The sequence below is a fragment of the Novosphingobium olei genome, from assembly GCF_012927405.1.
GTDB classification, from domain to species: domain Bacteria; phylum Pseudomonadota; class Alphaproteobacteria; order Sphingomonadales; family Sphingomonadaceae; genus Novosphingobium; species Novosphingobium olei.
Window position 1 is genome coordinate 176796 of the sequence record NZ_JABBGM010000002.1, and the last position, 23110, is coordinate 199905.

General features: G+C 65.3%; 21 protein-coding genes, 2 tRNA genes and 1 pseudogene. 11 read left to right on the plus strand and 13 right to left on the minus strand.

All coding sequences use genetic code 11. The features are described 5' to 3' along the window. Nucleotides 1-51: 51 nt before the first annotated feature. Together HHL27_RS04870 and HHL27_RS04875 are read right to left on the minus strand one after the other, a co-directional pair. The gene (locus HHL27_RS04870; protein ID WP_169492269.1) at nt 52-252 is read right to left on the minus strand and encodes a hypothetical protein; all 201 of its coding nucleotides are present in this window, start codon (nt 250-252) and stop codon (nt 52-54) included. A 58-nt stretch (nt 253-310) separates the two neighbouring features. Beyond that, complete coding sequence (locus HHL27_RS04875; RefSeq protein WP_169492270.1) at nt 311-1057, minus strand: SDR family oxidoreductase; 747 nt, start codon at nt 1055-1057, stop codon at nt 311-313. A 118-nt stretch (nt 1058-1175) separates the two neighbouring features. Here HHL27_RS04875 and HHL27_RS04880 point away from each other — a divergent pair, with 118 nt between their 5' ends. Further along, nucleotides 1176-1577, plus strand: a complete 402-nt coding sequence (locus tag HHL27_RS04880; protein WP_169492271.1) for a winged helix-turn-helix transcriptional regulator — start codon at nt 1176-1178, stop codon at nt 1575-1577. Between the two features lie 41 nt (nt 1578-1618). After that, a complete protein-coding gene (gene mtgA, locus HHL27_RS04885; protein WP_169492272.1) occupies nt 1619-2335 on the plus strand; it encodes a monofunctional biosynthetic peptidoglycan transglycosylase in 717 nt (238 codons plus the stop codon). 286 nt (nt 2336-2621) lie between these two features. Here the strand turns inward: mtgA and HHL27_RS04890 are convergent, their stop codons facing one another. Next, complete coding sequence (locus HHL27_RS04890) at nt 2622-5144, minus strand: TonB-dependent receptor (protein WP_169492273.1); 2523 nt, start codon at nt 5142-5144, stop codon at nt 2622-2624. Between the two features lie 452 nt (nt 5145-5596). Then, a complete protein-coding gene (locus HHL27_RS04895) occupies nt 5597-6382 on the minus strand; it encodes a metallophosphoesterase family protein (RefSeq protein ID WP_169492274.1) in 786 nt (261 codons plus the stop codon). Nucleotides 6383-6639: 257 nt separating this feature from the next. Here HHL27_RS04895 and HHL27_RS04900 point away from each other — a divergent pair, with 257 nt between their 5' ends. The 3 genes from HHL27_RS04900 to HHL27_RS04910 all read left to right on the plus strand — a co-directional run bounded on the left by HHL27_RS04900 (nt 6640) and on the right by HHL27_RS04910 (nt 8150). Beyond that, nucleotides 6640-7410 carry a TorF family putative porin gene (locus HHL27_RS04900; RefSeq protein ID WP_169492275.1) on the plus strand — a complete coding sequence of 257 codons (771 nt, stop codon included), beginning with the start codon at nt 6640-6642 and terminating at the stop codon, nt 7408-7410. A gap of 141 nt (nt 7411-7551) precedes the next feature. After that, nucleotides 7552-7986, plus strand: a complete 435-nt coding sequence (locus HHL27_RS04905; RefSeq protein ID WP_169492276.1) for a VOC family protein — start codon at nt 7552-7554, stop codon at nt 7984-7986. Between the two features lie 88 nt (nt 7987-8074). After that, nucleotides 8075-8150 (plus strand) — tRNA-Thr (locus HHL27_RS04910). Nucleotides 8151-8512: 362 nt separating this feature from the next. Here HHL27_RS04910 and HHL27_RS04915 read toward each other — a convergent pair. From HHL27_RS04915 to HHL27_RS04935, 6 genes and pseudogenes are all read right to left on the minus strand, one after another. Next, nucleotides 8513-10201, minus strand: coding sequence for a hypothetical protein (locus HHL27_RS04915; protein WP_169492277.1), 1689 nt, complete (start codon nt 10199-10201; stop codon nt 8513-8515). Nucleotides 10202-10267: 66 nt separating this feature from the next. Continuing rightward, on the minus strand, nt 10268-11620 hold the full coding sequence (locus HHL27_RS04920; protein WP_169492278.1) for a hypothetical protein: 1353 nt from the start codon (nt 11618-11620) through the stop codon (nt 10268-10270). 49 nt (nt 11621-11669) lie between these two features. Further along, the gene (locus HHL27_RS22335) at nt 11670-12812 is read right to left on the minus strand and encodes a TonB-dependent receptor (protein WP_240959499.1); all 1143 of its coding nucleotides are present in this window, start codon (nt 12810-12812) and stop codon (nt 11670-11672) included. Nucleotides 12813-13254: 442 nt separating this feature from the next. Then, nucleotides 13255-13722 (minus strand): annotated as a pseudogene (locus HHL27_RS22340) (TonB-dependent receptor plug domain-containing protein); the annotation flags it as partial. Between the two features lie 61 nt (nt 13723-13783). Next, nucleotides 13784-14497 carry an SDR family NAD(P)-dependent oxidoreductase gene (locus HHL27_RS04930; protein ID WP_169492280.1) on the minus strand — a complete coding sequence of 238 codons (714 nt, stop codon included), beginning with the start codon at nt 14495-14497 and terminating at the stop codon, nt 13784-13786. Then, nucleotides 14490-15722, minus strand: a complete 1233-nt coding sequence (locus HHL27_RS04935) for an MFS transporter (protein WP_169492281.1) — start codon at nt 15720-15722, stop codon at nt 14490-14492. Before HHL27_RS04935 ends, HHL27_RS04930 begins: the two co-directional genes overlap by 8 nt. Before the next feature lie 264 nt (nt 15723-15986). Here HHL27_RS04935 and HHL27_RS04940 point away from each other — a divergent pair, with 264 nt between their 5' ends. Continuing rightward, nucleotides 15987-16985 carry a substrate-binding domain-containing protein gene (locus HHL27_RS04940; protein ID WP_169492282.1) on the plus strand — a complete coding sequence of 333 codons (999 nt, stop codon included), beginning with the start codon at nt 15987-15989 and terminating at the stop codon, nt 16983-16985. Nucleotides 16986-17008: 23 nt separating this feature from the next. Here the strand turns inward: HHL27_RS04940 and HHL27_RS04945 are convergent. The 3 genes from HHL27_RS04945 to HHL27_RS04955 form a co-directional block, all read right to left on the minus strand. Continuing rightward, nucleotides 17009-17082 (minus strand) — tRNA-Gly (locus HHL27_RS04945). A gap of 165 nt (nt 17083-17247) precedes the next feature. Beyond that, nucleotides 17248-17631, minus strand: coding sequence for a bactofilin family protein (locus HHL27_RS04950; RefSeq protein ID WP_338114822.1), 384 nt, complete (start codon nt 17629-17631; stop codon nt 17248-17250). After that, nucleotides 17624-18760, minus strand: coding sequence for a M23 family metallopeptidase (locus tag HHL27_RS04955; protein ID WP_240959384.1), 1137 nt, complete (start codon nt 18758-18760; stop codon nt 17624-17626). The genes HHL27_RS04950 and HHL27_RS04955 overlap by 8 nt, the downstream gene beginning before the upstream one ends. Before the next feature lie 254 nt (nt 18761-19014). Here HHL27_RS04955 and HHL27_RS04960 point away from each other — a divergent pair, with 254 nt between their 5' ends. The 5 genes from HHL27_RS04960 to HHL27_RS04980 all read left to right on the plus strand — a co-directional run bounded on the left by HHL27_RS04960 (nt 19015) and on the right by HHL27_RS04980 (nt 23105). After that, on the plus strand, nt 19015-20292 hold the full coding sequence (locus tag HHL27_RS04960; protein WP_169492284.1) for a glutamate-5-semialdehyde dehydrogenase: 1278 nt from the start codon (nt 19015-19017) through the stop codon (nt 20290-20292). 84 nt (nt 20293-20376) lie between these two features. After that, on the plus strand, nt 20377-21420 hold the full coding sequence (locus HHL27_RS22350; RefSeq protein WP_169492285.1) for an aldo/keto reductase: 1044 nt from the start codon (nt 20377-20379) through the stop codon (nt 21418-21420). Continuing rightward, on the plus strand, nt 21417-22088 hold the full coding sequence (locus HHL27_RS22355) for a nicotinate-nucleotide adenylyltransferase (protein ID WP_240959387.1): 672 nt from the start codon (nt 21417-21419) through the stop codon (nt 22086-22088). The genes HHL27_RS22350 and HHL27_RS22355 overlap by 4 nt, the downstream gene beginning before the upstream one ends. Nucleotides 22089-22212: 124 nt before the next feature. Next, nucleotides 22213-22599, plus strand: a complete 387-nt coding sequence (gene rsfS, locus HHL27_RS04975; RefSeq protein ID WP_169492286.1) for a ribosome silencing factor — start codon at nt 22213-22215, stop codon at nt 22597-22599. A gap of 80 nt (nt 22600-22679) precedes the next feature. Continuing rightward, nucleotides 22680-23105 carry a 23S rRNA (pseudouridine(1915)-N(3))-methyltransferase RlmH gene (locus HHL27_RS04980; protein WP_169492287.1) on the plus strand — a complete coding sequence of 142 codons (426 nt, stop codon included), beginning with the start codon at nt 22680-22682 and terminating at the stop codon, nt 23103-23105. Nucleotides 23106-23110 lie beyond the last annotated feature (5 nt).

Genomic DNA, 23110 nt, shown 5'->3' on the forward strand with positions numbered 1-23110 from the left:
CAAAGCGACGAAAAGCGGGGCGGCCGGGGGAAACTCCGGCCGCCTTTGCGTTCAGCGTCCGGCCCTGAAGTAGAAGCGCAAGCCCAGGCCGCAGATCAGCGTCACGCCGATCCACAGCACGATCTGGGAGATCACCACCGTGCGGTTGAAGCCATCGTCGGCGGCGGGCAGCAACAGCAGGAACAGCAGGCCAAGCGACGCGGCGGCGAAGATCAGCCAGGTGCGGGGGGAAGGGGTGCTGGGCATGGTCATTGCGCTCTACGCCTCCCGCGCCGCGCGGGCAATCCCGGCGTCGGGGAGGGCGCCAGCGTCACGCGGGCGGATTGACCGCGGCAAAGGCCGCAGCATAGCGCCCTTCGCGTTCAGCATCGCTGAGAAAGCGAACGTTGCGGACCAGCACTTCGGACGGCGTTGGGTCCTGTGCGAAGATTGCCATGACTTCGTCGGCATAGGCGTCGAGCGGCATATAGCCTTCCCGTGTCGACTGGCCGGGGGTGAGTTCCGTCTGCACCGCGGGCGGGGCGAGCTCAATCACTTCGACTTTGCCGGCAAGTTGGTGGCGCAGCGACTGGGTCCACGAATGGAGCGCGGCCTTGGTGGCGCTGTAGGTGGGTGTGCGCGCCATCGGCACGAAGGCGAGGCCCGAGGTCACGTTGACAATCGCTGCGTCGGCTTGCTTGCCAAGGTGTTCGATGAAAGCATCGATCAGACGGATCGGGGCGAGCAGGTTGGTCGCGATCGTCGCTTCGGCATCGGCCAGATCGCGGGGCGCGGTCAGATCCTCGAAGCGCATGATGCCCGCATTGTTGACGAGAACGTTGATCAAGGGAAATCGCGCAACGAGGTCGGCGACCTTTCCGGGCAGGGCTGCGGCGTCGGTCACATCGAGCGCGAAGGCATGGAGGTTGGCGCGGTCCGCCACGGTTTCTTTAAGGCTGGCAAGCGTGCGTCCGGTGACGATCACCGTGTTGCCCGCATCGTGCCAACGCTGGGCGAGCGCGCGGCCGATGCCGGAGCCACCGCCGCTGAGGAGAATGGTGTTGCCGCTGGTCTTCATGGGAATCTCCTGTGCTCGGCGGCCCGAGGCAGACCGCTTCTGCCGCGAGATAGGGCTTTACGCACCCATCGGAAGAAGGCACCTGCAGGGGAGATACACACCATCTGGTAAGCGTGAGATGACGGCCGGCAATTCCAGGCACTATCCCCCCGTGAGCCCCGAGGTCGAGGCGCTCGTCGAAGACGTGATCGGCCGCGTTGCGGACAAGTGGACGATGATCGTGATTGAGGCGCTGGAGGAACACGGCACGCTGCGCTTTTCGGAAATCTGGCGCGCGGTGCCGCGGATCAGCCAGAAGATGCTGACCCAGACCTTGCGGCGGATGGAGCGCGACGGCCTGGTCAGCCGCACCATCCACGCCTGCGTTCCGCCGCGGGTGGACTATGCTCTGACCGAACTGGGCAGCACGCTGAGCGAGGCCTTTTGCGGCGTATGGCAGTGGGCCGAGGCACATCATGCGGCTATCGACGCGGCCCGGGCGCGGTTCGACGGGATCTCCGCCGACAAAGCGGGCGCATAGGCGTTGATTGCAAGCGCGGCTCGCGGTTAGACAAGGCGGCAATGCTGACCGACGCGCTCAAGCCTTCCCGCCCCAAGAAGTCCCACGGATTTGCCTATCGCCTCGGCTGGTGGATCGGGCGGGCGATCGTCATATTCCTGGCCGTGTCGGTCGGCCTGACGCTGCTCTACAAGTTCGTGCCGGTGCCCTACACGCTGACCATGGCGATGGATGCCAACGGCGTGACCAAGGACTGGACCCCGCTGTCGCGGATCGATCGCAACATGGTCGACGCTGCCATTGCCGGCGAGGATTCCAAGTTCTGCAGCCATTCGGGCTTTGACACCGATGCGATGCAGCAGGCCTTCGAGCGGAACCTGAAAGGCGGGCGCATTCGCGGCGGGTCAACCATCAGCCAGCAGACCGCCAAGAACGTGTTCCTGTGGCAGGGCGGCGGCTATTTCCGCAAAGGACTGGAAGCCTGGTTTACCGTCCTGATCGAGCAGATCTGGGGCAAGCGGCGGATCATGGAGGTCTACCTCAACGTCGCGGAAACGGGGATCGGCACCTATGGCGTCGAGGCGGGGGCCATGCGCTATTACAACAAGGGGGCGCAGAGCCTGAGCCGGGTCGAAGCCGCGCGGATCGCGGCGGCCTTTCCGGCGCCCAAGAAGCGCGAAGTGATTGGCGCCAGTGGCTTCACCCGCAGGCATGGCAACGCCATTGCCGCGCGCGTGAACGTGGTGCGCGGCGATTACGATTCCTGCGTATATCGCTGAAGATGAGGCGCTGAAGATCAGTCGCTGAAGATCGGGTGTGAGGGCCGCCCAGGGCTGATGGGCGGCCCTCGTTCCGTCAGGTGTACGCCTGTCCTGCCGGAACCTCGATCGATACGGCGCCGTCCCTAGGGAAACGGACCATGGCCCATTGGTAGGACTACTGCGCATGGCGCGCAGTGCCGCGGCGCACAGCCCGGACAAAAATACGGCGCGGACGGCATGGTGCCATCCGCGCCGGTCCGCCGCCTCGGGAGGGATTGAGGCGGCGGGAGGGGTTGCGCTTCGATCAGAAGTTCAGGTTGAACGAGCCGACGATGGTGCGCGGCGCGCCGAATTCGACCTGCGGGTTGTTCGAGGCAGCGGGCTGCGTCGACAGGTTGGCGAAGTACGACTGGTCGAACAGGTTGATCACGTTCAGCTGCAGCCAGGCCGCGCCATTGCCGATCTTGCCGATGGTGAACCGGGCATCGAGATCGACCGTGGTGTAGCTGGGCGCGATCACGTCGTTGACGTCGGTCAGATAACGCTTGCCGACATACTTGCCCTGGACGCCGAGCGACACGCGTTCGAGATCGAACTGCACGCGGCCGCCCACCTGCCACTTGGGCGTTTCGGCGACGAACTTGTCCTTGGTCGGCGAGATCACCGCGCCGGTCTTCGGATCAAGCACGTTGTCCTGCAGCTTCGCGCTGATCCACGAGCCGAACGCATAGAGCGACAGCACGTCAACCGGCTTGAAGGCGACGCTGGCATCGACGCCATAGCTCTTAACCTTGCCGACGTTGCGATCGGTGTTGAGCGTCGAGCCGTCATCCAGCAGCACCTGCGAGGAGATGATGCGGTTCTTGTAGCCGATGTACCAGCCCGAAAGCTGCGCCTGAACCTTGCCCGTGGCATAGCGCATGCCGAGGTCGAAGGAGTTGGTGCGTTCCGGCTTAACGTCGATGGTCGGCTGGATCTTCACGCCGTCAAACGCATAGAGGTTGTCGGTGCGCGGGGCCGAGAAGCCCTGGCTGAAGTTGCCGAACACGCTGACTTCGGGCGTGAACTTGTACACGAAGCCGGCGTTGGGCAGCACGGTGTTGTAGTTGACCGTGCGGCCCTTGTACGGCGCGGCATAAGTCGGGAACTTCGCCGAGACGACCGCTGCGCTCTCGCTGGTGCAATAGGCATCGTTCGAGCTGCCGGGGATGGTCCAGCAGTTGTTGGTCAGGTTGCGCTTGAAGAACGGCGCGCGCACGCCGGCCTGCAGGGTCAGCGCGTTGTCGAAGAACTTGCCGACGTATTCGCCCGCAACCTGGTGCAGGATCGCGTAGGACAGGCGATCACGCTTCTGGATCACGTTGCCGGCCGCATCGACTGCAGCCACATCGCTCTTGATGCCACCGAAATCGTCGAGCGGGTTGCCATTCGACGCGAGGTAGCCCGCTTCGCCGGTCTGGCGATGACGCGCGCGGTCGTACGTGTAAGCGAGGCGCACCGTCTGCGACGGGTCGATTTCCCAGCGCAGCGAGGCGGTGGCGCCCAGGCGATGCGTGCGCGTGTTCGATGGGAAGTAGAGGCGCACGTAATCGTTGAGATCGCCGTCACCGTTCAGGTCGACGCCGGTGGCAATGCCTGCACCCAGGCGCGAACCCTGGCGGTTGTAGGCGCCGTTCTTGCCCGCATTGGCGTTGCTTTCGGCAAAGACCGAGGTGCCGCCACCGTTGGCCAGGGTGTACTGGTAGCTGCCGTCGACCGTGAAGATCAGGTTGCTGGCCAGCGTGAAGCGCGAATTGAAGCGGATGTTGCCGGTATCCGACGGATTGATCGACGTGCCGTAGTAGTTGCTGCAGGTGCTCGTCGAACCGTTGCTGGGCGTGACCGTGCCCTTGAGGCCGAGTGTGCAGGAAGCATCGTTGTTGTAGCCGAACAGCGTATCGAACTGCGTGTCGCTGAGCTTCGACAGATCGAGCGGGTTCGCAGCCGAGATCGACGCTGCAGCCGGGATCGTGCCGGTGCCGAGCAGCGTACGCATGTCGTTCACGCCGACGCGGCGGTAGAAGTTGTTGCGGTTCTGGTTGTAGTGGCCGGCGATCGAGAGGAAGTCGCCATTGTTGCCGAGCGGCTGGTAGATGCGCGCGTTGTACTGCGTCTTCTTGATTTCGCCGGGGCCACGGAACTGGTCGTAGCGGGTGTTGCTGGCAGCGACGAAGGCGCGCGTGCCCCAGGGGCCGATCTCGCCGGTGTCGATCGCGCCGAACACGCGGTTGTAGTCATAGGTGCCGTGCGAATAGTTGAACGTCGCGCCCAGGTCCTGCTTGGGCAGGCGGGTGCGATAGTTCACCGTGCCGCCGGCGGCGCTGGCCGTGGGGCTGTCAACGTCGGTGGCGCCGAAGTTGATGTTGACCTGTTCGATCAGTTCCGAATCGAGCTGCTGGTTGGTGTAGAGCGCGTAGTTGCCCGAATCGTTCACCTGAATGCCGTCGAACGTGGCCGAAACGCGCGCGCCGTCGAAGCCGCGGATGCGCAGGTTGCCGCCGCCGGCGCCATAGGGGTCGGTGCTGGTGAAGTTGACGCCGGGCACGATGTTGATCGTATCGAAGATCGCCTTGCCCGGGTTCTGGCGAGCGATCAGCTCCTGCGTCAGAACGGCCTTGGCCTTGGGCGTGTCAGGCGTCTTGATGCCATCGACCGCGCGTTCACCACGCGCACCGGTGACGATGATCGAATCCTCGACATCGGCCGAGCCGGTGGACTGTGCATAGGCCGACTGGCCCGCGACGACGATCGCCAGCCCGCTGGCGGCGATGAGGAAATTGCGTTGCATCGAATAGCCCCGTTTGTTGCCCGGGGGAGAGTGCCGGGCGGTCAGTTTGCGAACCCACATGCGAACCGTCGCACGGCGGGCCCCGGCCGGACCCGCACCGTTGGCGGCGGGCCTTGCCAGGACGGATGCGCTTCTAGCGGCACCCGCCCGCCTGCCAAACCGGTTGCATGTGACACGACTATGACGCTTTGGTAGTCAGTGAAACACTATCGTTAGATATGGAAAATTTCCCGCGCCCGCACGCGGCGCTGGCGCACAAAAATTGCGCCATTCCAACGATGCGCGGCCTTAATGCTGCGTCTGTGACTTTGCTGCAACGCAGCAGGGAAATCTGCTTTTGACGCGTGCGAGCAGGGAACCGCGTGTCATGAATCGCCGCATCAAGCGGGTGCGCGCGCGAGAAAGCGGCGCCTCGGTTGCCGGCAGTGCAATGCCGCACCCTTGCGCCGTGGTCAGTTCGCCTGGGCAGCCGTGGGTGATTCGACCGTGAGCAACCAGCGCTGGGTGCCCTCGAGCCCGATCGCGGTCAGCCGTCCGGTGGCATAGGCGCCCGTGTCGATGCCGATGCGCAAGGGAGTAACTTCGGGCGAGTCGGTGATCGTGTGTCCGTGAACCACGGCGAAATCGCGCAAGCTGCGGTCCTGGAGGAACTCGCCGCGAATCCAGCGCAGGTCGGCAACCTGCTGCTGCTCTATCGCCACGCCGGGCCGTATGCCCGCATGGACGAACAGGTAGTCGCCGATACGGATGCGGTCTTCCATCGCCCGCATGAAGGCGACGTCCTCCGCCGGTACGACTTCGGGCATGAGCGCGCGCAGCTCCTCGATAGTGGTGCGCGCGTAGGCGTCGTAGTCCATGTAGCTGAGCATCGTCTCGCGCCCGCCATGGCGCAGGAAATGCCGCAGCGTATCGTCGCGACGGAACGAGCCGAGGAACATTTCCTCGTGATTTCCGGCCAGTACCCGCACCTTGCGTGTGCTGGCCCAGTGGCGCGCGGTGCGCATCACGCCGGCGCTGTCTGGCCCGCGATCGACCAGATCGCCCAGCAGGATCACCGTGGTGTCGGCCGGGCCGCGCGCCGCGTCATCGGCCTCGATCCGCTCGATGATCGCCTGAAACAGATCGTGCCGCCCGTGGATGTCGCCCACCGCATAGACCCTCTCGCCAGCCGGAATCGCGGTCGGCTGAGCGGGTGGGTCCTGGGGACCGCTGAAGATGGAGCGAAGCTTCTTGAGCATGGCAGAGGGCTAGCAACGCCCGAATACGCTCATTGTGCCGCAGTGCACAAGCCGATGCGATTACCTGATGCGGAAATGCCACATTCCGACGTCAACCGGCAATATTCTGTTACATTAGGCTTGTGCGCTGCAACATACCAAGGCACCGCTGTTGGCGCAGGATCAAGCCGCCCCGCATCCCGGTCACGGGACAGGACAGAGGGCGACAGGTCCGGCGCAGGTGGGACGACGCGTCAAGACCAAGCAAAGGAATGTCCATGCGCACGTCCATCAAGGCCCTTCTGGCCTCGACCCTTTTCCTCGCCGCCGCCACGCCGGCGCTCGCGGACGACACCGCTCCGCCCAGCGATATCAAGATCACCGGTTCGGCCGCGATCGTCAGCCAGTATCGCTTCCGCGGCATCGCCCAGTCGGATAACAAGCCGGCCGTGCAGGGCGCGATCACCGTTTCGCATTCGTCGGGCTTCTACGTTTCGACCTGGGGTTCGAGCGCCAGCGCGGGTAACGGCGCGGTCAACATCGGCGGCACCGAAATCGACGTCTACGGCGGCTTCGCCCACGGGCTGGGCAGCAGCGGCGTGAACATCGACGTCGGCGTCTATGGCTACCTCTATCCGGGTGCCACCGCCGGCAACTATTACGAGATCTACGGCTCGCTGTCGAAGGCGCTGGGCCCGGTCAACGCCAAGGCCGGCATCAACTTCGCCCCCGCGCAGAAGAACCTGCGCGTCTACCCGACGCACACTAACACCTATGTCTACGGTGAACTGTCGGGCGCGATCCCCAACACTCCGCTGACCGTCCACTCGCACCTTGGCCACACCGGCGGCGCGTTCGACTGGACCAAGGACTATCTCGACTACTCGGTCGGCGTTGGCGCCACTTACAAGAACCTGACGCTCGACGTGTCGTGGGTCGGCACCAACGTCAGCCGCAAGGACGCGGCCGCCAAGCCGATCACCTCGCCGTTCGAAACCTACCGCGCGGCCAAGGACGTCGCGGTGGTCTCGCTGACCGCGACGTTCTGATCCGGACCGCCGCGGCACGGGGGTGTCGCGGCGGACCCGTCACGCGAAAGGCCTGTGGGGCAACCGCCCTGCAGGCCTTTCCTTTTGGCAGCGGCTGCCTATCTCTCGGCCATCCTTTCCCGAGACGAGGCGAGCCCCCACGTGACCAAGTACCTGCACACCATGATCCGGGTCACCGATCCGGATGCGACGATCGCCTTCTTCCGCCTGATCGGGCTTGAGGAAGTGCGCCGCTTCGACAACCAGGCCGGGCGCTTCACGCTGATCTTCCTGGCAGCGCCGGGCGAAGAAGGCGTCGCGGAAGTCGAGTTGACCTATAACTGGCCGCCCGAGGACGGGCAGGGCGAAGTCTATACGGGCGGGCGCAACTTCGGCCATCTCGCCTACCAGGTCGACGACATCTACGAGACTTGCCAGCGCTTCCTCGACGCGGGCCTGACGGTCCATCGCCCCCCGCGCGACGGCCACATGGCGTTCGTGAAATCGCCTGACGGCATCTCGGTGGAACTGCTGCAGAAGGGGCGGCTCGAACCGCGCGAACCGTGGGCGAGCATGGAGAACACCGGCACCTGGTAAGCGGCGCGCAAAACCGTGCAGGGGACTGCCGAAACCCCTTGCCACCGCCGATACCGCTGGCTAAAGCGCGCGCCTGCCCACAAGGCGCGCCGCTTTAGCTCAGTCGGTAGAGCACATCATTCGTAATGATGGGGTCACGTGTTCGAGTCACGTAAGCGGCACCATTTCCTCCCAACATGACTAACCACCAAGGCTGCAACGCCTGCGCAGACCCGCGCGGGTGCGGCGCCATTTGTGTCATCGCGGACCGTTGCGCCGCTCGTTTCTGCGCCGCTGCTGGAGCGCCATGCGGCGGCTGCTGGGGCGGGGCGATGAGTTTCCCGCTTGGTGATCCGTCGCCGCCACTTCAGCGCCGCTCGCTGGCGGAGGCCGGCTCCTGATCCTTCCCGCATTGGGCTTGATACAAAAGAAAAGGGCAGCCGCTGCTGCGACTGCCCTAAGTGTGTGCCATGTCACTGGGGAGGTGATGCATGGACCTTGCTGGAGATGCCGCCCCAAGCGGGGAGGCTGTCCTTCCGTCGGCGGCTTACTTGGCCGAGAGGACGATCTGCCCTGTGTAACGACCCGGCTTCACGGTCTTTGCCCGGCCATTGACGCGCAGTGTGCCGTTGAGCTTGGCGCCGGGCGCGATGTCGAGGGCGGTGAGGTACGATGGCCCGGTTACCGTCCAGGCCGAACCAGCGCCCAACGTCACCGACAGGCCCTTGCCGCCCGGGATCGCCCCGGCGGTGTTCACCACGTGACCGACTTCCTGGTACGTCGCACGGCGCGGGGCCGCACCCGACGCCGGAGCGACGGTAGAGGTGGAAATGCGGCCCGTGACGCTGGCGTTTTCAAAGCGCAGCGCCATGGCACTACCCTTGGGACGCGCGTTGTAGAAATCGCCCGCGACCGTGGTGTTGCGGAACGTGGCGGTCACGTCCGGGCTGATCGGCGGACCCTTGGGCGCGCCCGGGGGCGGGCCGCTCATGCCCGGGGGAAGCGCGGTCATGCCTTCGGGAATTTCACCCTTCAGCATCGCCACCATGAACGGATCGTCGTTTTCCATGGACTGCAGGATAACGCCGTTGCCAGCCGAGACTTGCGCTCCGTCGACCACGACGTTCGTGCCGAGGCCCTTCACGAGAATGGCGGTCTGCGCGGAATCCATCACGCTGCCCTTGTCGATGGTCAGCGTGCCGCCGCCTTCGCCCGAGTGCATCACGATGCCGTAGCGATTGGAATGGACGCGCGTGCCGTCGGTGAAGGTGACGCTGCCCTGGGCCGCCATGATGCAGGCCACGTCTGCCGCGCGGACGATCGAGCGGCTGAAGGTGTCGACGCTGTCGCCGATCGAGTAGCAGCCGTATCCGCTGTCCACGGTTTCGATCACGCTGTCGTTCACGAACATGCGCACGTGCGTGTTGTCGTCGGTGGACATTGCGCCCCAACCTTGCGCCCGAATGAGCGAGCGGTTGTAGGTAACCGTGCCCTGATCGACCAGGTTGGTCGCGCGCACGTTGCCCGACAGGCCGAGCATCCATGGCACTTCCATCATCTTGCCCACGTCGACGGTGAACTTGTAGTCGGCCGGCAGCGTACCGTTGAGCACTTCGATTTCGGCATCGTTGACCGTCACGTTGGAATGGCCGCCGACGAAGATTGCCGTGCGGATCGCGCCGCGCGTGCGGATCACTGGGCGGTCGATCGTCACCTGTGCCTGATCGCGGGCGGCAATGCCGGCACCGAAGCCCGCGAAATCGTTGCCGCCGTTGCCGACGAGGTCGATCACCGGATGATCGATGCGATAGGCGCCCTTGCCGCCCACGATGATGCCGTTGAACCGTTCCCCGTGCGAGGTGATGACTGCGTTGGACAGCACGCCCGGCTGGCTCGAATACCCGCCGGCAAGCGCAGCCGTGACCGAACGCGACGGATCGAGCGCGCCATCGGTGACATAGGCGGCGGCCCGGAAGTGGTGTTCGGGCAGATCGTGATACTTGACCGGAATGTCGTCGGTCACGCTCAGCACCACCTTGCCGGCATAATGGCCAGGAACGAGCGGCATTTCGACGCCGTTCACGGTCAGGGTAAGCAGCTTTCCGGCCGGTGCCGAAGGCATGTCGGCAGCGGTGAGGGTCAGGTCGTCATAGGCGGTCGTGGTGGCGACCGGGGCGGCGTGCGCCATCGGCGCCAGCAGCGCGATTGCAGTGCCCAGCAGGGCGGCCTTGTTCATCTCTCGATCCCTTCGTTGGCGACGAGGTCGCTGGAGGTCGTATTGGGGGGAGGGGCAGCAGGAACTTCAGCGAGCGGAAACGATCAGCTCGCCACCCGATTTCAGCTGGATGTGTTGGGGTTTGAGCGAACCGTCCGCCGTCACGGCGCGGACGGTGACGCCCTTGGGCGCGTCGATCGCAGGAACGGAGGCCGCAGTCAGCACGACTTCGGACGCAGCGGTCGCCGTCCAGCGGCTGCCGGCATCGGCGGTGAGGACGACATTGTGCAGCGCGCCGGCAAGCTGCGCGCTTTCCAGCTTCAGCGCCAGTGCCCGGTCGGTATCGGTGTTGGCGACATCGCCCTTGAGGATCGCCTTGCGCAGCGTGAGCGCCACGCCGGGCACGGGCTTGCCGCCAGTCTTCGTCGCGTTGGGATCTTCGTTCTTGATCACGCTGAGCAGCTGGCCCGACGTGCTGGTGATGGCGCCGCCTTCGATGGTGATGGCGGCGTTGGCGCTCTTCACCAGGATGGCAGGACCTGCGGAGACGAGCGTCGTGTCCTTGAGGTTCAGCTCGGCCATCTCGGTCGGGTCAAAGGCCATGACGGAATGGATCATCACCCCGTTGCGTCCGACCTTGCCGGTCACGCCGTTGAGGTCGATCCGCGCCTTGCCGGCGATGATGCCCAGTTCGCCGCCGCTTTCCACGACGGTGCGGTTGAGCACCACGTGCGCGCCGAAATCGGCATAGGTGCCATAGCCCTTGTGCTTCACGCGCAGGACGCAGTCGTTCGCCTCGAGATAGAGGTTGCCGCCGGTGGCATCGGTGGACAGCGCGCCCCAACCGTCGGCTTCGATCGTGGTGCGGTAGAAGAAGCTGCGCGAATTGCTCATGGCGAGCACGGTGCGCGCATTGCCGTCGAGGCCGAGCGGTGCGGGCGGCTCCATCATGCCGGGGCCGATGTGGCGAATATAGCCGACCGGCAGCGCGCCGCCATTGGCGATCAGCGTGGAATCATAGACGCGCAACGTGGCGTTTTCGGCAGCAACCAGCGCGGAAGAGGTCGCGCCGCTGGTTTCGATGCGGACATGGTCGACGACGAGTGTGGCGTCATCGCGCACCAGCGCACCTGCACCGATGCCCAGGAAGTCGTTCTTGCCCATCCCGGTCAGCGCGATTTGCGCATTCTTGAGCGTGAACGCGCTGCGCCCACCGCTGACCATGACGCCGTTGTACTGGTCCTTGGGCGAGTTCAGCACCAGGCCATCGGATGCGGTGGCGCTACCATCGCGAACAACCAGCGCGGCATCGTATTTGGTGTCCGCCATCGTGGGCATCGCTGGGGGTGGGCTGGGCGGTACGCCCTGGGCGTTGGCAACAGGCATGGCGAGCGCGGTTGCGAGCAGGAGGCCCGCACAGGATAGCGATCTGGTTGTCATGACATTCCCAATTGGGGGCGGGGGCCGGTCACGACCCCCGCCTTTCGGATCAGAAGGAAACACGGGCCGTCGCGCCGTAAGTGCGCGGCGCACCGACGGTGTTGTAGCCAACGAAATACCCGGTCTTCACGGCCTTGTCGGCAATGTTGCGGGCGAACACAGTGAAGCCGTACAGCTTGTCGGCCGACTCCCACGAGATGGATGCATCGGCAGTGGCGTAGCCCTTCTGCAGCGCTGCCGACGTGTTGTTCGGCGCAACGAACTGCTTGCTGACATAGCGACCATCGACGCGCGCGGTGACGCTGCCGCTCGTGTCCAGATCGAACACGTGCTGGTAACCGCCCTTGACGGTCCACGCCGGGGCGTGCGGCAGGCGCTCGCCCTTGAAGTTCACCGCAGTGAACGGATCTGCCGGGTGCAGGATCAGATCGCCGTCGATCTTCGAATGGAGGTACGAAACGCTCACGTTGACGGTATCGTCGACGGTGAGGGCAGCCTGTGCATCCAGTTCGAGGCCGTAGTTGGTGGCATCGACATTGTAGAACACAAGGTTCGGACCAGCTGCGCCGATGAAGAAGTCGACGACCTGGTAGTCCTTGTAATCGTAGTAGAAGCCCGAAGCGTTGATCTGCAGGCGGTTGTCGAGGAAGCGGTTCTTGATGCCGGCTTCGTACGAGTGCAGGCGCTCAGGCTTGAACGGGCTGCCGTCGAACGCATTGACACCGCCCGGACGGAACGCGCTGGAGGCAGTGAAATACGCCAGCGACGTCGGGCTCAGATCGGCTTCCAGACCGGCGCGATAGTCGAAGAAATCGCCCTTGATCTTGCCGCCGACGATGTTGCCGAACACGTCGGTGCCCCGCGCGCGGCGCTTGTCCCAGCTCTGGCGCACGCCGCCGATCAGGCGAAGGCTGTCGGTCACCGGAACCGTGACTTGTCCGAACACCGCGTTCGAGATGCCCCGGTTGCGCGAGAAGCCAGCCTGGCTGCCATATTCCGCGTTGGCTTCCGAGAACGTGTACTGGCTGTATTCGTAGTGATACAGGCCGACGATCCACTTGACCGGTGATGCGGGATCGGCGGCATAGCGAACTTCGCCGCTGTCCTGCTCGATGTTCTTGGGATCGTAGCCGTACGCGCCGCGACCGCCGAAGTACCCGCGGTTGGTTCCCGAACCGTGCTGGTAAGGCAGGGATGATCGTCAGCGTGCCAGGCCCGACCTTCCAGTCGATCTGCGACCACACCTTGTAGCCGTGGTAGTTCTGACCGCCGATGCCGGGGTCTGCCGTGGTGTAGTAATCGCCCGTGGTGAAGTTGGCGGATTCAACGGCACCCTGGCCCTTGCCCTTGATCCACGCGCTCTCGTACCCGGCGAGAACCGAAAGATCCTCGGTGGGCTTCCACAGCAGCTTGGCGCGAACACCGGCGCCCTTCTGGTCGTTGTGGCCGTTGCTGAGGTAGCCATCGCGCGAGATGCCGGTACCCGAGACACGCAGCGCCAGGGTTTCGCCGATCGGCACGTTGAGCGCCGCTTCGCCACGGAACAGGCTGTAATTGCCGACGCCGATGTTGGCGCTGCCGCTGGTTTCGCCCAGCTTGGGGTTTGCGCTGATCATGTTGACCACGCCGCCGGTGGCGTTGCGGCCGTACAGCGTCGACTGCGGCCCGCGCAGCACTTCGACGCGGTCGAGGTCGTAGAAGCCGATCGTGTTGGCTTCGGCGCGGATCGAGTAGACTCCATCGAAGTTCGTGGAAACCGAGCTTTCGCCGACGCCGGGAGGCGTGTCGGTGCCGAGGCCACGGATCGAGATGACGAACCCGCGCGCCGCGCCCTGCACTTCGACGCCGGCCACGTTCTGCAGCGCTCCGTCCGCCCCAGTCTGGGCAAGCGCGCTGATCTGCTGACCGGTGACGACCGCGATGGAGATCGGGGTCTTCTGGATCGTCGAAGTGGTCTTCTGTGCGGTCACGATGATGTCCGTGATGCCCGCAACCGGCGGTTCGGCACCGCCAGGCGCGTCTTCAGCCGCATGCGCCAGTGCCGGCGCCATCATGACGAGCGCGATCGCGCCCATCGAGCAGTTCCATCCTGTTTTTTTCATCCCATTCCTCCCAAGATAAACCGATTAATTATTGTGAAATTCCATGACTGCTTGCGGCCTCTCACCACGCAGTTGCCCCGGCATCGACCGGGATATCCGCGCCGGTGACGTAGCCAGCCTCGTCGCTGGCAAGCCATGTCGCTGCGAACGCGATGTCGCGCGGTTCGCCCAGTCGCTTGACCATGTTCTTGGCCAGAACCTTCGCCCTGAAGGCAGGATCGGACGACAGGTGCCGATCGGTGGCCGCGGTCCGGATGAAGCCCGGCGCGATGGTGTTGGCGCGGATGTTGTGTGGCGCGCCTTCCATGGCCAGCTGGCGCGTCATCGCCAGCACGCCGCCCTTGCCGGCGCAGTGGGCCAGCGCCGGCGAGCCTTCAAGCGCATGGCGTGCGTTGGCACTGGCGAAGTTGATGATTGCCGCGGCACCGCTGGCCTTGAGGAAGGGCCAAGCTGCCCGAGTAGGCAGGAACACGATGTCGAGTTCGCCGGCCAGCGTGCGCTTCCAGTCATCAAAGGTCAGCGTCTCGATCCAGTCGAACACGGCAAAGGCGGCGGCGTTGACCAGGATGTCGATGCGGCCGTGCCGGGCGCCGATGGCCGCGAACAAGGTCTGCACCTGCGCTTCGTCTGTCAGGTCGGCCGAATGATCTGCGCCTTTGATGTCCACGGTTTCCACCGTGGCGCCTTCTTCGCGGAACATCTGGGCGATGCCTTGACCGATGCCGTTGGCGGCACCGGTGACGACCGCCACCTTGCCCTTCAGGCGATCAACCATGGAGACCCCCAGCCACCGCCACGGCGTCGCCCGAGCGGGTGATGCGGCCGGCCGCAATGACCACGACGATCAGGCCGACGACGGCTGCGGCCGAAAGCACGCTGAAGGCGTTCTGCAGCCCGCCGGTGGCGTTGGCCGCAAATGTTACGATCACCGGGCTGAGGAACTGGCCCAGGGCAAAGGCGCTCTGCCACATGCCGGCGCCACGACCGCGAACCTGGAACGAGAGCAGGCTCATCGCCCAGACCAGAAGGGTCGGCAGCAGCAGGCCCGCGCCGAGCTGGTTGAGGAAGCAGCCCGCGAGGAAGCCGGTGGGCGTGCTGGCGCGGCCCATGGCAAGGAAGCCGGCGGCAAGCAGGCTGAATTCGATGGTCAGCAGGCGCTGCACCGGCCAGCGACCGATCCGCGAGTAGATGAAGGTGCCGAGCGGCACGCCGATGCTGGCGATCGAGGTAAGGAAGCCGACGCGTGCCGGATCGGCTACGCCAAGGACGCCAAGCCCGCTCGCCGCCTGGATCTGCACGGTATAGAAGAAAACCGCACCATAGATGGTGACCGCAAGGATCACGGCCATGCGGCCCCAGGGAAAGCCTACCCAGCTCGAATTGTGGGGCGCAGCTTCGGCCTCATCGCCGCCGTTGTTGCCGACATCGCCCTGCGGTTCCCACGTGAAGCGCAGGACAAGCGCCAGCATGATCAGCGCCGAGGTGTAGACCCAGAACGGCGTGCGCCAGCCGAACGCGCCCAGCTGCCCACCGACGTTGAAGAACACCAGCGCCGACATCGAGGCAAACGCGGTCTGTGCCGCTAGCCATTTGTCACGCGCGGCGCCGTGGAAATAGTCGCCGATCATGGTGGTCGAAAGAACCATGATCAGCGCTTCGGCCACACCGACGCCGACGCGGCTGATGAGGATTGCGGTCAGGTCCTTCAGGAACACGGGCGCCACGCCGACGATGGCATAGAGTACGAACGAGGCGATCAGCAGGCGACGGCGGCCGAAGTAGTCTCCTAGCGCACCGGCCGCGGTGGACAGCAGCGCAACGCACAACGCCGGGATCGTCAGGATCATCGGAACCCAGTAATCGAAGCCGGGCACCGAGGCGTATTCCGCCAGAATCTTCGGCAGCACGGGCGCCAGCAGTATGATCGCCATTGTTGAAAGCGTAATCGGCAACAACAGCGCGATGCCTGTCATCCCTGTGGGTTGATGATGCTTGGTCATGCAACGTCCTTGTCGAGCGGACGAGGCTTTGCCGAAGTTTTCTGCGACCGCTCCCACATTTGTGGGAGCGTTCCCACATGCGGGCCGTAAAAACGCGGCGCGCCCTCGTGCAATCCCCTACCGTGTTCTTGTTGAGCGCATACCGCCAGCTTTGCCATCAATTGACAAATGCAATCTGCGAATGGCTCCCTATCCAAAAAGCAGGATGGTGGATTTTGTGCGGACGGTGAGGCAAGAGGGCACTGACAGGAGGATCCAAGCCCCGTGAACAACAGGCGCCCGACCGGAACGGACGTGGCACGTCTTGCCGGCGTATCGAAATCGGCGGTGTCGCGGGTCTATGCTGGCGGCTTTGTTTCCGAAGAGGCGCGCGAACGGATCGTCGAGGCCGCCCGCATCCTCAAGTACCGGCCCAACAACACCGCGCGGTCGCTCACGACCAATCGATCGCACCTGATCGGGCTGGCGATCACCGGGCTCGATAACCAGTTCTACCCGTTGATGGTGGACCTGCTCCACCAAGCGCTCCGCGATGCGGGCTATCGCATGGTGCTGTTCGTCACGCACGGTGAGGCAGACCTCGACCCTGTGCTGGACGAGTTGCTGGGATACCGGTTGGACGGGGTGATCCTCGCCTCGAGCAGCCATGCCGCGCGCGTCGGGCACGAATGTCTCGAAGCCGGGGTGCCCGTGGTGATGCTCAACAATGTGGACCCCGAAGACCGCGTGCCTGGGGTCTGCACCGACAATGTGGCCGGGGCCGAGGAAATCGCACGGTTTCTGCTGGATGGGGGGCATCGGCAACTGGGTGTGGTCAGCGGGCTGGAGGAAAGCCTTGCCGCTGCCGAGCGGGCCGCTGCGTTCACCCGGATCGTGGAAGCGCATGGCGAGGCGACGGTGCGGACCGAATGCGGGCATTTTTCCGAAGATGGCGCCTATGCTGCGGCAAGCCTGCTGCTGAGCGGCCCCAACAGGGTGACCGCCCTGTTCTGCGTCACCGACTTCATGGCCTTCTTCGCGCTGGCAGCGGCGCGCAACCTGGGGTTGGAGCCGGGGCGCGACGTGGCGATCTTTGGCTTCGATGACGATCCGATTTCCAGCTGGCGCGCGTTTCAGCTGGCAACTTTCCGGCAGCCGCTTGAAGAAATGGTGGCGACCGCAGTCGACATGCTGGCCGCGCAAATCCGCGGGCAAGCGCTGCCGATGGGCACACGGCGTCTAGCTGGGAAGATCATCCTGCGGCTCTCAGCAAGTTTTGCGTAGATGGGCGGCAGGGGGCGTGAAACTGGAGCGGGTAGCGGGAATCGAACCCGCATAGCCAGCTTGGAAGGCTGGTGCTTTACCACTAAGCTATACCCGCTCGGGCCGGCATCTAGCCGATGCGGCGCGCTTGCCACCAACGATGTGTCGCCGTCAATCCCCTAAGGCTGGCGAAGGCGACGAAGCGACCTGTCGAGCGGCGGTCCAAGCGACGTGCCAGGCCACATTACCGATGGCTTGAGCGGAAACGGCGGGGAGTGCGGTTTTAGCCGGCGAGCGCGGGGACGATCGAGCTTTCGGCCGCGCGGCGCGAAAGGCGGCCGTCGACCTGGGCGCCGTGTTCGATGGTCAGCGCTTCGTAGTGAAGATCGCCTTCGATCCGCGCGCTGCGCAGCACGACGAGCTCTGTCGCCTCGACGTTGCCGACGACCTTGCCGGAAAGCCGCGCCGTCTTGGCGATGATCGAGCCGCGGATCGTGCTCTGTTCGCCTTGCACCACGCTGGCGCAATGAATGTCGCCGTCGACGTCGCCATCGATGTGCAGGTCCGAGGTGGCGGTGACATCGCCGCGCACGACAAGGTCGGCGCCCAGGATCGAGAAGGTCCCGCCGACGCTGCGGTCGATCCTGCCCGCAGATGTATTAGCCACGGTCTTTCTGGAAAACATCGCGATTGGCCTCAAGGAAAGGACGCGGGTTGACCGGACGGTCGTTGATGCGGACTTCGAAGTGCAGATGCGGACCGGTCGACCGGCCAGTGCTGCCGATCTGGCCGATGACCGCGCCGGCCGAAACCTTGTCGCCAAGGTGCGCCCCGATGCGCGACATGTGCGCATAGCGCGTCATCAGGCCGTTGCCGTGGCTGATCTCCACGCAGTTGCCATAGCCCTGGCGCACGCCGGTGAAGCTGATCGTCCCGGCCGCCGCGGCGTAGATCGGGGCGCCGATCGGCCCACGGAAATCGAGCCCTGCGTGGAATGCGGCTTCGCCATCGAACGGGTCAGCTCGGTAGCCGAAGCCGCTCGAGATGTATTCGAGGCTGGCGGGCAGGGTGTTGGGGATACGGGCAAGCCCGCTCTGCATCGCGCTCATGCGTTCGAGCGCGCGACCGAAGGCGACGAAGCGCGGATCGGCCGGCGCGGCGCCTGCGCGGATCAGCGGGCCACCCATGGCCTTGCGATCGGCAGCGGCGATCATCGCGGGGTTGAGCCCGACGCGGCGGATCGCGGTTTCGGCGCGGGCGCTGCGCGCCTCGGCCAGACGGGTCAACTTGTCGATCAGCGCCAGCTGCCGCGCTTCGATCCGGGCAAAGCGACCGGCGTCCGGGCCCGCGGCGGGATTGGCGAGGGAGATTTTCGCCCTGTCGGCCTTTTGGGTCGTGGCGTCGGCGGGATTGGTGCTTGCGGCGTTTGCGGGCAGATCGCCGGCGTGGCCCTCGATCATTTTTTCGAGATAGTCCTGCCGCCGCTCGAGTTCCTGCGCTACGCCACCAATACCGTTGCGGTACTTCGCGACCTGCGCTTCGGCAGCGGCCACGGCAGCCTCGCGCTGTTCCAGCCGGTTGCGCTCGGCGCCGGCGACCATTTGTGCCACGAGCACCCAGCCGAGCACGCCGATCCAGGTTAGCAGCACCGCACCGACGACGGCAGCAGCCGTCATCTGCAGCTTGCCGGACACGCGCACGAATCTCACCGTGCCATCGGCACGCATGAAGAACTCGCGGTCGGGAAACCACCGGCGCAGGCGCGCGAGCACCTTGTGGGTGGTGATGGCTGGCAAGATGGGCGACCCCCGGTGTTGTTCTGTGCGGCTGCGTCCGATCGCAGCGCGGGTGGCGTCTAGGCTGTGGTTTCCGCAGGGTCGAATCGAACGAGGCTGAGTCGTGCCGCTGTGACGACGAGTCGAATTTTCCCACCGTTATTTTTGCGTTGAACGGGAACCGTTGGGGCGAATCGGCATTGTTGCGCGCCGTTTGGTCCGAGTCGCGGACGGCCAAGGCTGACAAGGCCCGCTGGCGGTGGTAGGGGCGGCGCATGTCTACGCAGCCTCAGTTCGTCGCTTCCTCGATCGAGGATCTCGTTGCTTCGCTCGCCCGCGCCGGTCGCGTTGCGGGTCGTGTGCTGGCGCGGCTGACTCCGCCAGAGAAGGAGCGTGCGCTCAAGCTCGCCGCAGCAGCGCTGCGTCGGGCCTCGGCGACGGTGCTGGCCGCCAATGCCCGCGATGTCGCCGCGGCCGAGGCGAACGGCCTGACCAGCGCGATGATCGACCGGTTGCGGCTCGATGAAAAGCGGCTTGAAGGCATTGCCGCAGCCATCGACGACGTGGCTGTCCTGGCCGATCCCGTGGGTGCGGTGATTGATGAACAGGCTCGCCCCAACGGCATGGTGCTGCAGCGCGTGCGCATTCCCATCGGCCTGATCGGCATCATCTACGAAAGCCGCCCCAACGTGACCGCCGATGCCGCCGCGCTCTGCGTGCGTTCGGGCAATGCCGTGCTGCTGCGCGGGGGGTCGGAGGCGGTGCATTCCAATCGCGCGATCCATGCAGCGCTGGTCGAGGGCCTGGTCGAAGGGGGCGTGCCCGCCGAAGCGGTGCAGCTCATGCCCACGCAGGACCGGGCGGCGGTCGGCGCCATGCTGACGGCCGCCGGGCTGATCGACATGATCGTGCCGCGCGGGGGCAAGAGCCTGGTTGCCCGCGTTCAGGCAGAGGCGCGCGTGCCCGTTCTCGCCCACCTCGACGGCATCAACCACACCTATGTCCACCACGATGCGGAGCCTGCGATGGCGAGCGCGATCGTGCGCAACGCCAAGCTGCGTCGCACCGGCATCTGCGGCGCGATGGAAACGCTGCTGATCGATGCGACCTATCCCGATCCGCATGGACTGGTGGAGCCGTTGCTGGCCGAAGGTTGCGTTCTGCGCGGCGATGCCCGCGCGCAGGCGATCGACCCGCGCATCGCGCCCGCCAGCAACGAGGACTGGGACACCGAATATCTCGACGCGATCCTTTCGGTCGCGGTGGTTGACGGTCTGGACGATGCGCTGGCGCACATCGCGCGCCATTCGTCGGCACATACCGATGCGATCGTTGCCGCCGACCAGGCCGTGGCCGACCGTTTCCTGACCGAGGTCGACAGCGCGATCGTGATGCACAACGCTTCGAGCCAGTTCGCCGATGGCGGCGAGTTCGGCCTTGGCGCCGAAATCGGCATCGCCACCGGCCGGCTCCATGCCCGTGGTCCGGTCGCGCTCGAGGGCCTGACCACCTACAAGTGGCTGGTGCGCGGTTCGGGGCAAATCCGGCCCTGACCGCACCATGGCATCCCGGCGGCCGGTTGACCCGGCCACGGAGCGGCTTACATCCCGCTCCGGACGGGTGCGAAAGGACAAGCTATGCGTAGCAACCGACTGGGTTCCACTGGCCTGATCGTCTCAGAACTGTGCCTGGGGACGATGACCTTCGGCACGACCAACGGCCGTTTCGGCGCCATCGCCGGGCTGGATCAGGGCGCGTCGACCGCGCTGGTGCGCCAAGCGCTCGATGCCGGCATCAACTTCATCGACACCGCCAATATCTATTCAGAAGGCAAGTCCGAGGAGATCACCGGGCAGGCGCTGCGCGACCTTGGCATCAAGCGCAGCGACGTCGTCATCGCCACCAAGGCCATGGGGCCGATGGGGGCAGGGCCGAACGACGCCGGCATGTCGCGCGTGCACCTGCTCGACCAGATCGATGCGAGCCTGTCGCGGCTCGGCATGGACCACGTGGACCTGTACCAGATCCACGGCTGGGATTCGCAGACGCCGATCGAGGAAACGCTGCGCGCGCTCGACGACATCGTGCGCACCGGCCGCGCTCGCTATATCGGCGTGTCCAACTGGGCGGCGTGGCAGATCATGAAGGCGCTGGGCATATCCGAACGACTTGGCCTTGAACGCTTTGCCTCGCTGCAGGCCTACTACACCGTGGCTGGGCGCGATCTCGAGCGCGAGATCGTGCCGATGCTCCGTGGCGAAGGGGTCGGGCTGATGGTATGGAGCCCGCTTGCCGGGGGTCTTCTCTCCGGCAAGTATACACGCGCCGGGGAAGGCGAAGGGCGCCGCGCCAGCTTCGACTTCCCGCCGGTGGAGCGCGAGCGTGCCTTCGACGTGGTCGATGCGATGCAGCAGATCGCCACCGCCAAGGGTGTGACCGTGGCGCAAGTTGCGCTCGCCTGGCTGCTCTACCAGCCAGTCGTCTCCACGGTGATCGTCGGTGCAAAGCGCGGCGAGCAGCTTGCCGACAACATCGGCGCCTGCGAGGTCGAGCTGACGGCCGACGAACTGGCCCAGCTCGACAAGCTTTCGGCTTTGCCACGCGAATACCCCGGTTGGATGTTCGAGATGCAGGGCAGCTATCGCGACCGCGCGGTCTCGCCAAGGCGCGTGCCCGGTTGAGCAGGCCTGCGATTCTGACTGGCCTGCTGGGCGGCAGCTTCAATCCGGCGCACGGCGGCCACAGGCGGATCAGCCTGTTCGTCGCCGACGCGCTGGACCTCGACGAGGTATGGTGGCTGGTATCGCCGGGCAATCCGCTGAAGGACAAGGCGGGGATGGCACCGATGCCGGCGCGCGTGGCCTCGGCCGCGGCGCAGGCGCGGCGCGCGCCGATCAAGGTTAGCGCGATCGAGCGGGAACTGGGCACCCGCTTCACCATCGATACCCTGCGCGCGCTCAGGCGGCGGTACCCCAAACGACGCTTCGTGTGGATCATGGGGGCAGACAATCTGGCGCAGTTTCACCGCTGGCGCGACTGGCGCGGCATAGCGCGGGAGATGCCGATTGCGATTGTCGCGCGTCCGGGGTATGATGGCGCCGCCTTGGCGAGCCCCGCCATGGCCTGGCTGCGCCGCTGGCGCCGGCGAAGCGGACAGAGACTTGATGGCGCAAGCGGGAGCGCACCAGCGCTGACCATCCTGCGTTTCGATCCCGATCCGCGCTCGGCAACGGAAATCCGCGCCGCCGATCCGGACTGGCATCGCCGGATATCGTCGTTGCCCTCGCTCCGCGATGCGGTGACGCATCGGGCGATCGACGCCAGATCCTTCCGGGACTTGCGCGCTTGACCCCCGCAACGCTCCTCCAACCCACCCTGCAGCGCGGCAAGACCGGTGCCATTCCGGTTTTTGCGCGTTGTGTCATTCAACCGCGTGTCATTGAACTGCCCGCCACGGAGACCATCTTCGCCACATGACTACCCTCGAACCCGTGCCGGCCGCTGCCGGTATTGCTCCCAAGGCCGCTCCGGCCAGCCTGCACGATCTGGTGCTGCAGTCGCTTGATGACGACCAGGCGCAGGAAATCGTCTCGATCCCGCTCGAAGGGAAGAGCTCGGTCGCCGATTTCATGGTGATCGCCTCGGGCCGTTCGACGCGCCAGGTCGCGTCGATGGCGCAGAAGCTTGCCGAGCGGATCAAGCACGGTGGCTATGGTTCGGTGCGCATCGAAGGCCTGCCGGCTGCCGACTGGGTGCTGATCGACGCTGGCGACGTGGTGGTTCACCTGTTCCGCCCCGAAGTGCGCTCGTTCTACAACCTCGAACGGATGTGGGCGTTCGGAGACCAGGGCGCGGCCTGAGCCAAGCGGGCGCCGCTGTTCCCTACCCCCGTGCAGGGGGAGAGGGAACGACTGGCGCCACGACGTGTCCTTGATACGCCATGCTCCTTCACATCATCGCGCGTGGCCGCATTGGCCGCTCGCCCGAGGGCGAGCTGGTAGACCGGTATGCCAAGCGTATGGGCAAGGACTTCAAGGTGACCGAGCTGCCCGACAAGGGTGGCAGCGTCCCACCGCCAACGCTGAACCCGGTGCGCACCGTTGCGCTCGACGAGCGCGGCCGGCAGCTGACCAGCGTGGAATTTGCCAAAATCCTCGAACGCTGGCGCGATGATGGCGTGCGCGAGGCGCGCTTCCTGATCGGCGCCGCCGACGGGCATGAGGAAGCCCTGCGCAAGGATGCCGATCTGCTGATCGCGTTCGGATCGTGCACCTGGCCGCACATGCTGGCGCGCGCGATGCTCGCCGAGCAGTTGTTTCGCGCGACCAGCATTATCGCTGGTCATCCCTATCATCGCGAGGGATAAGCACG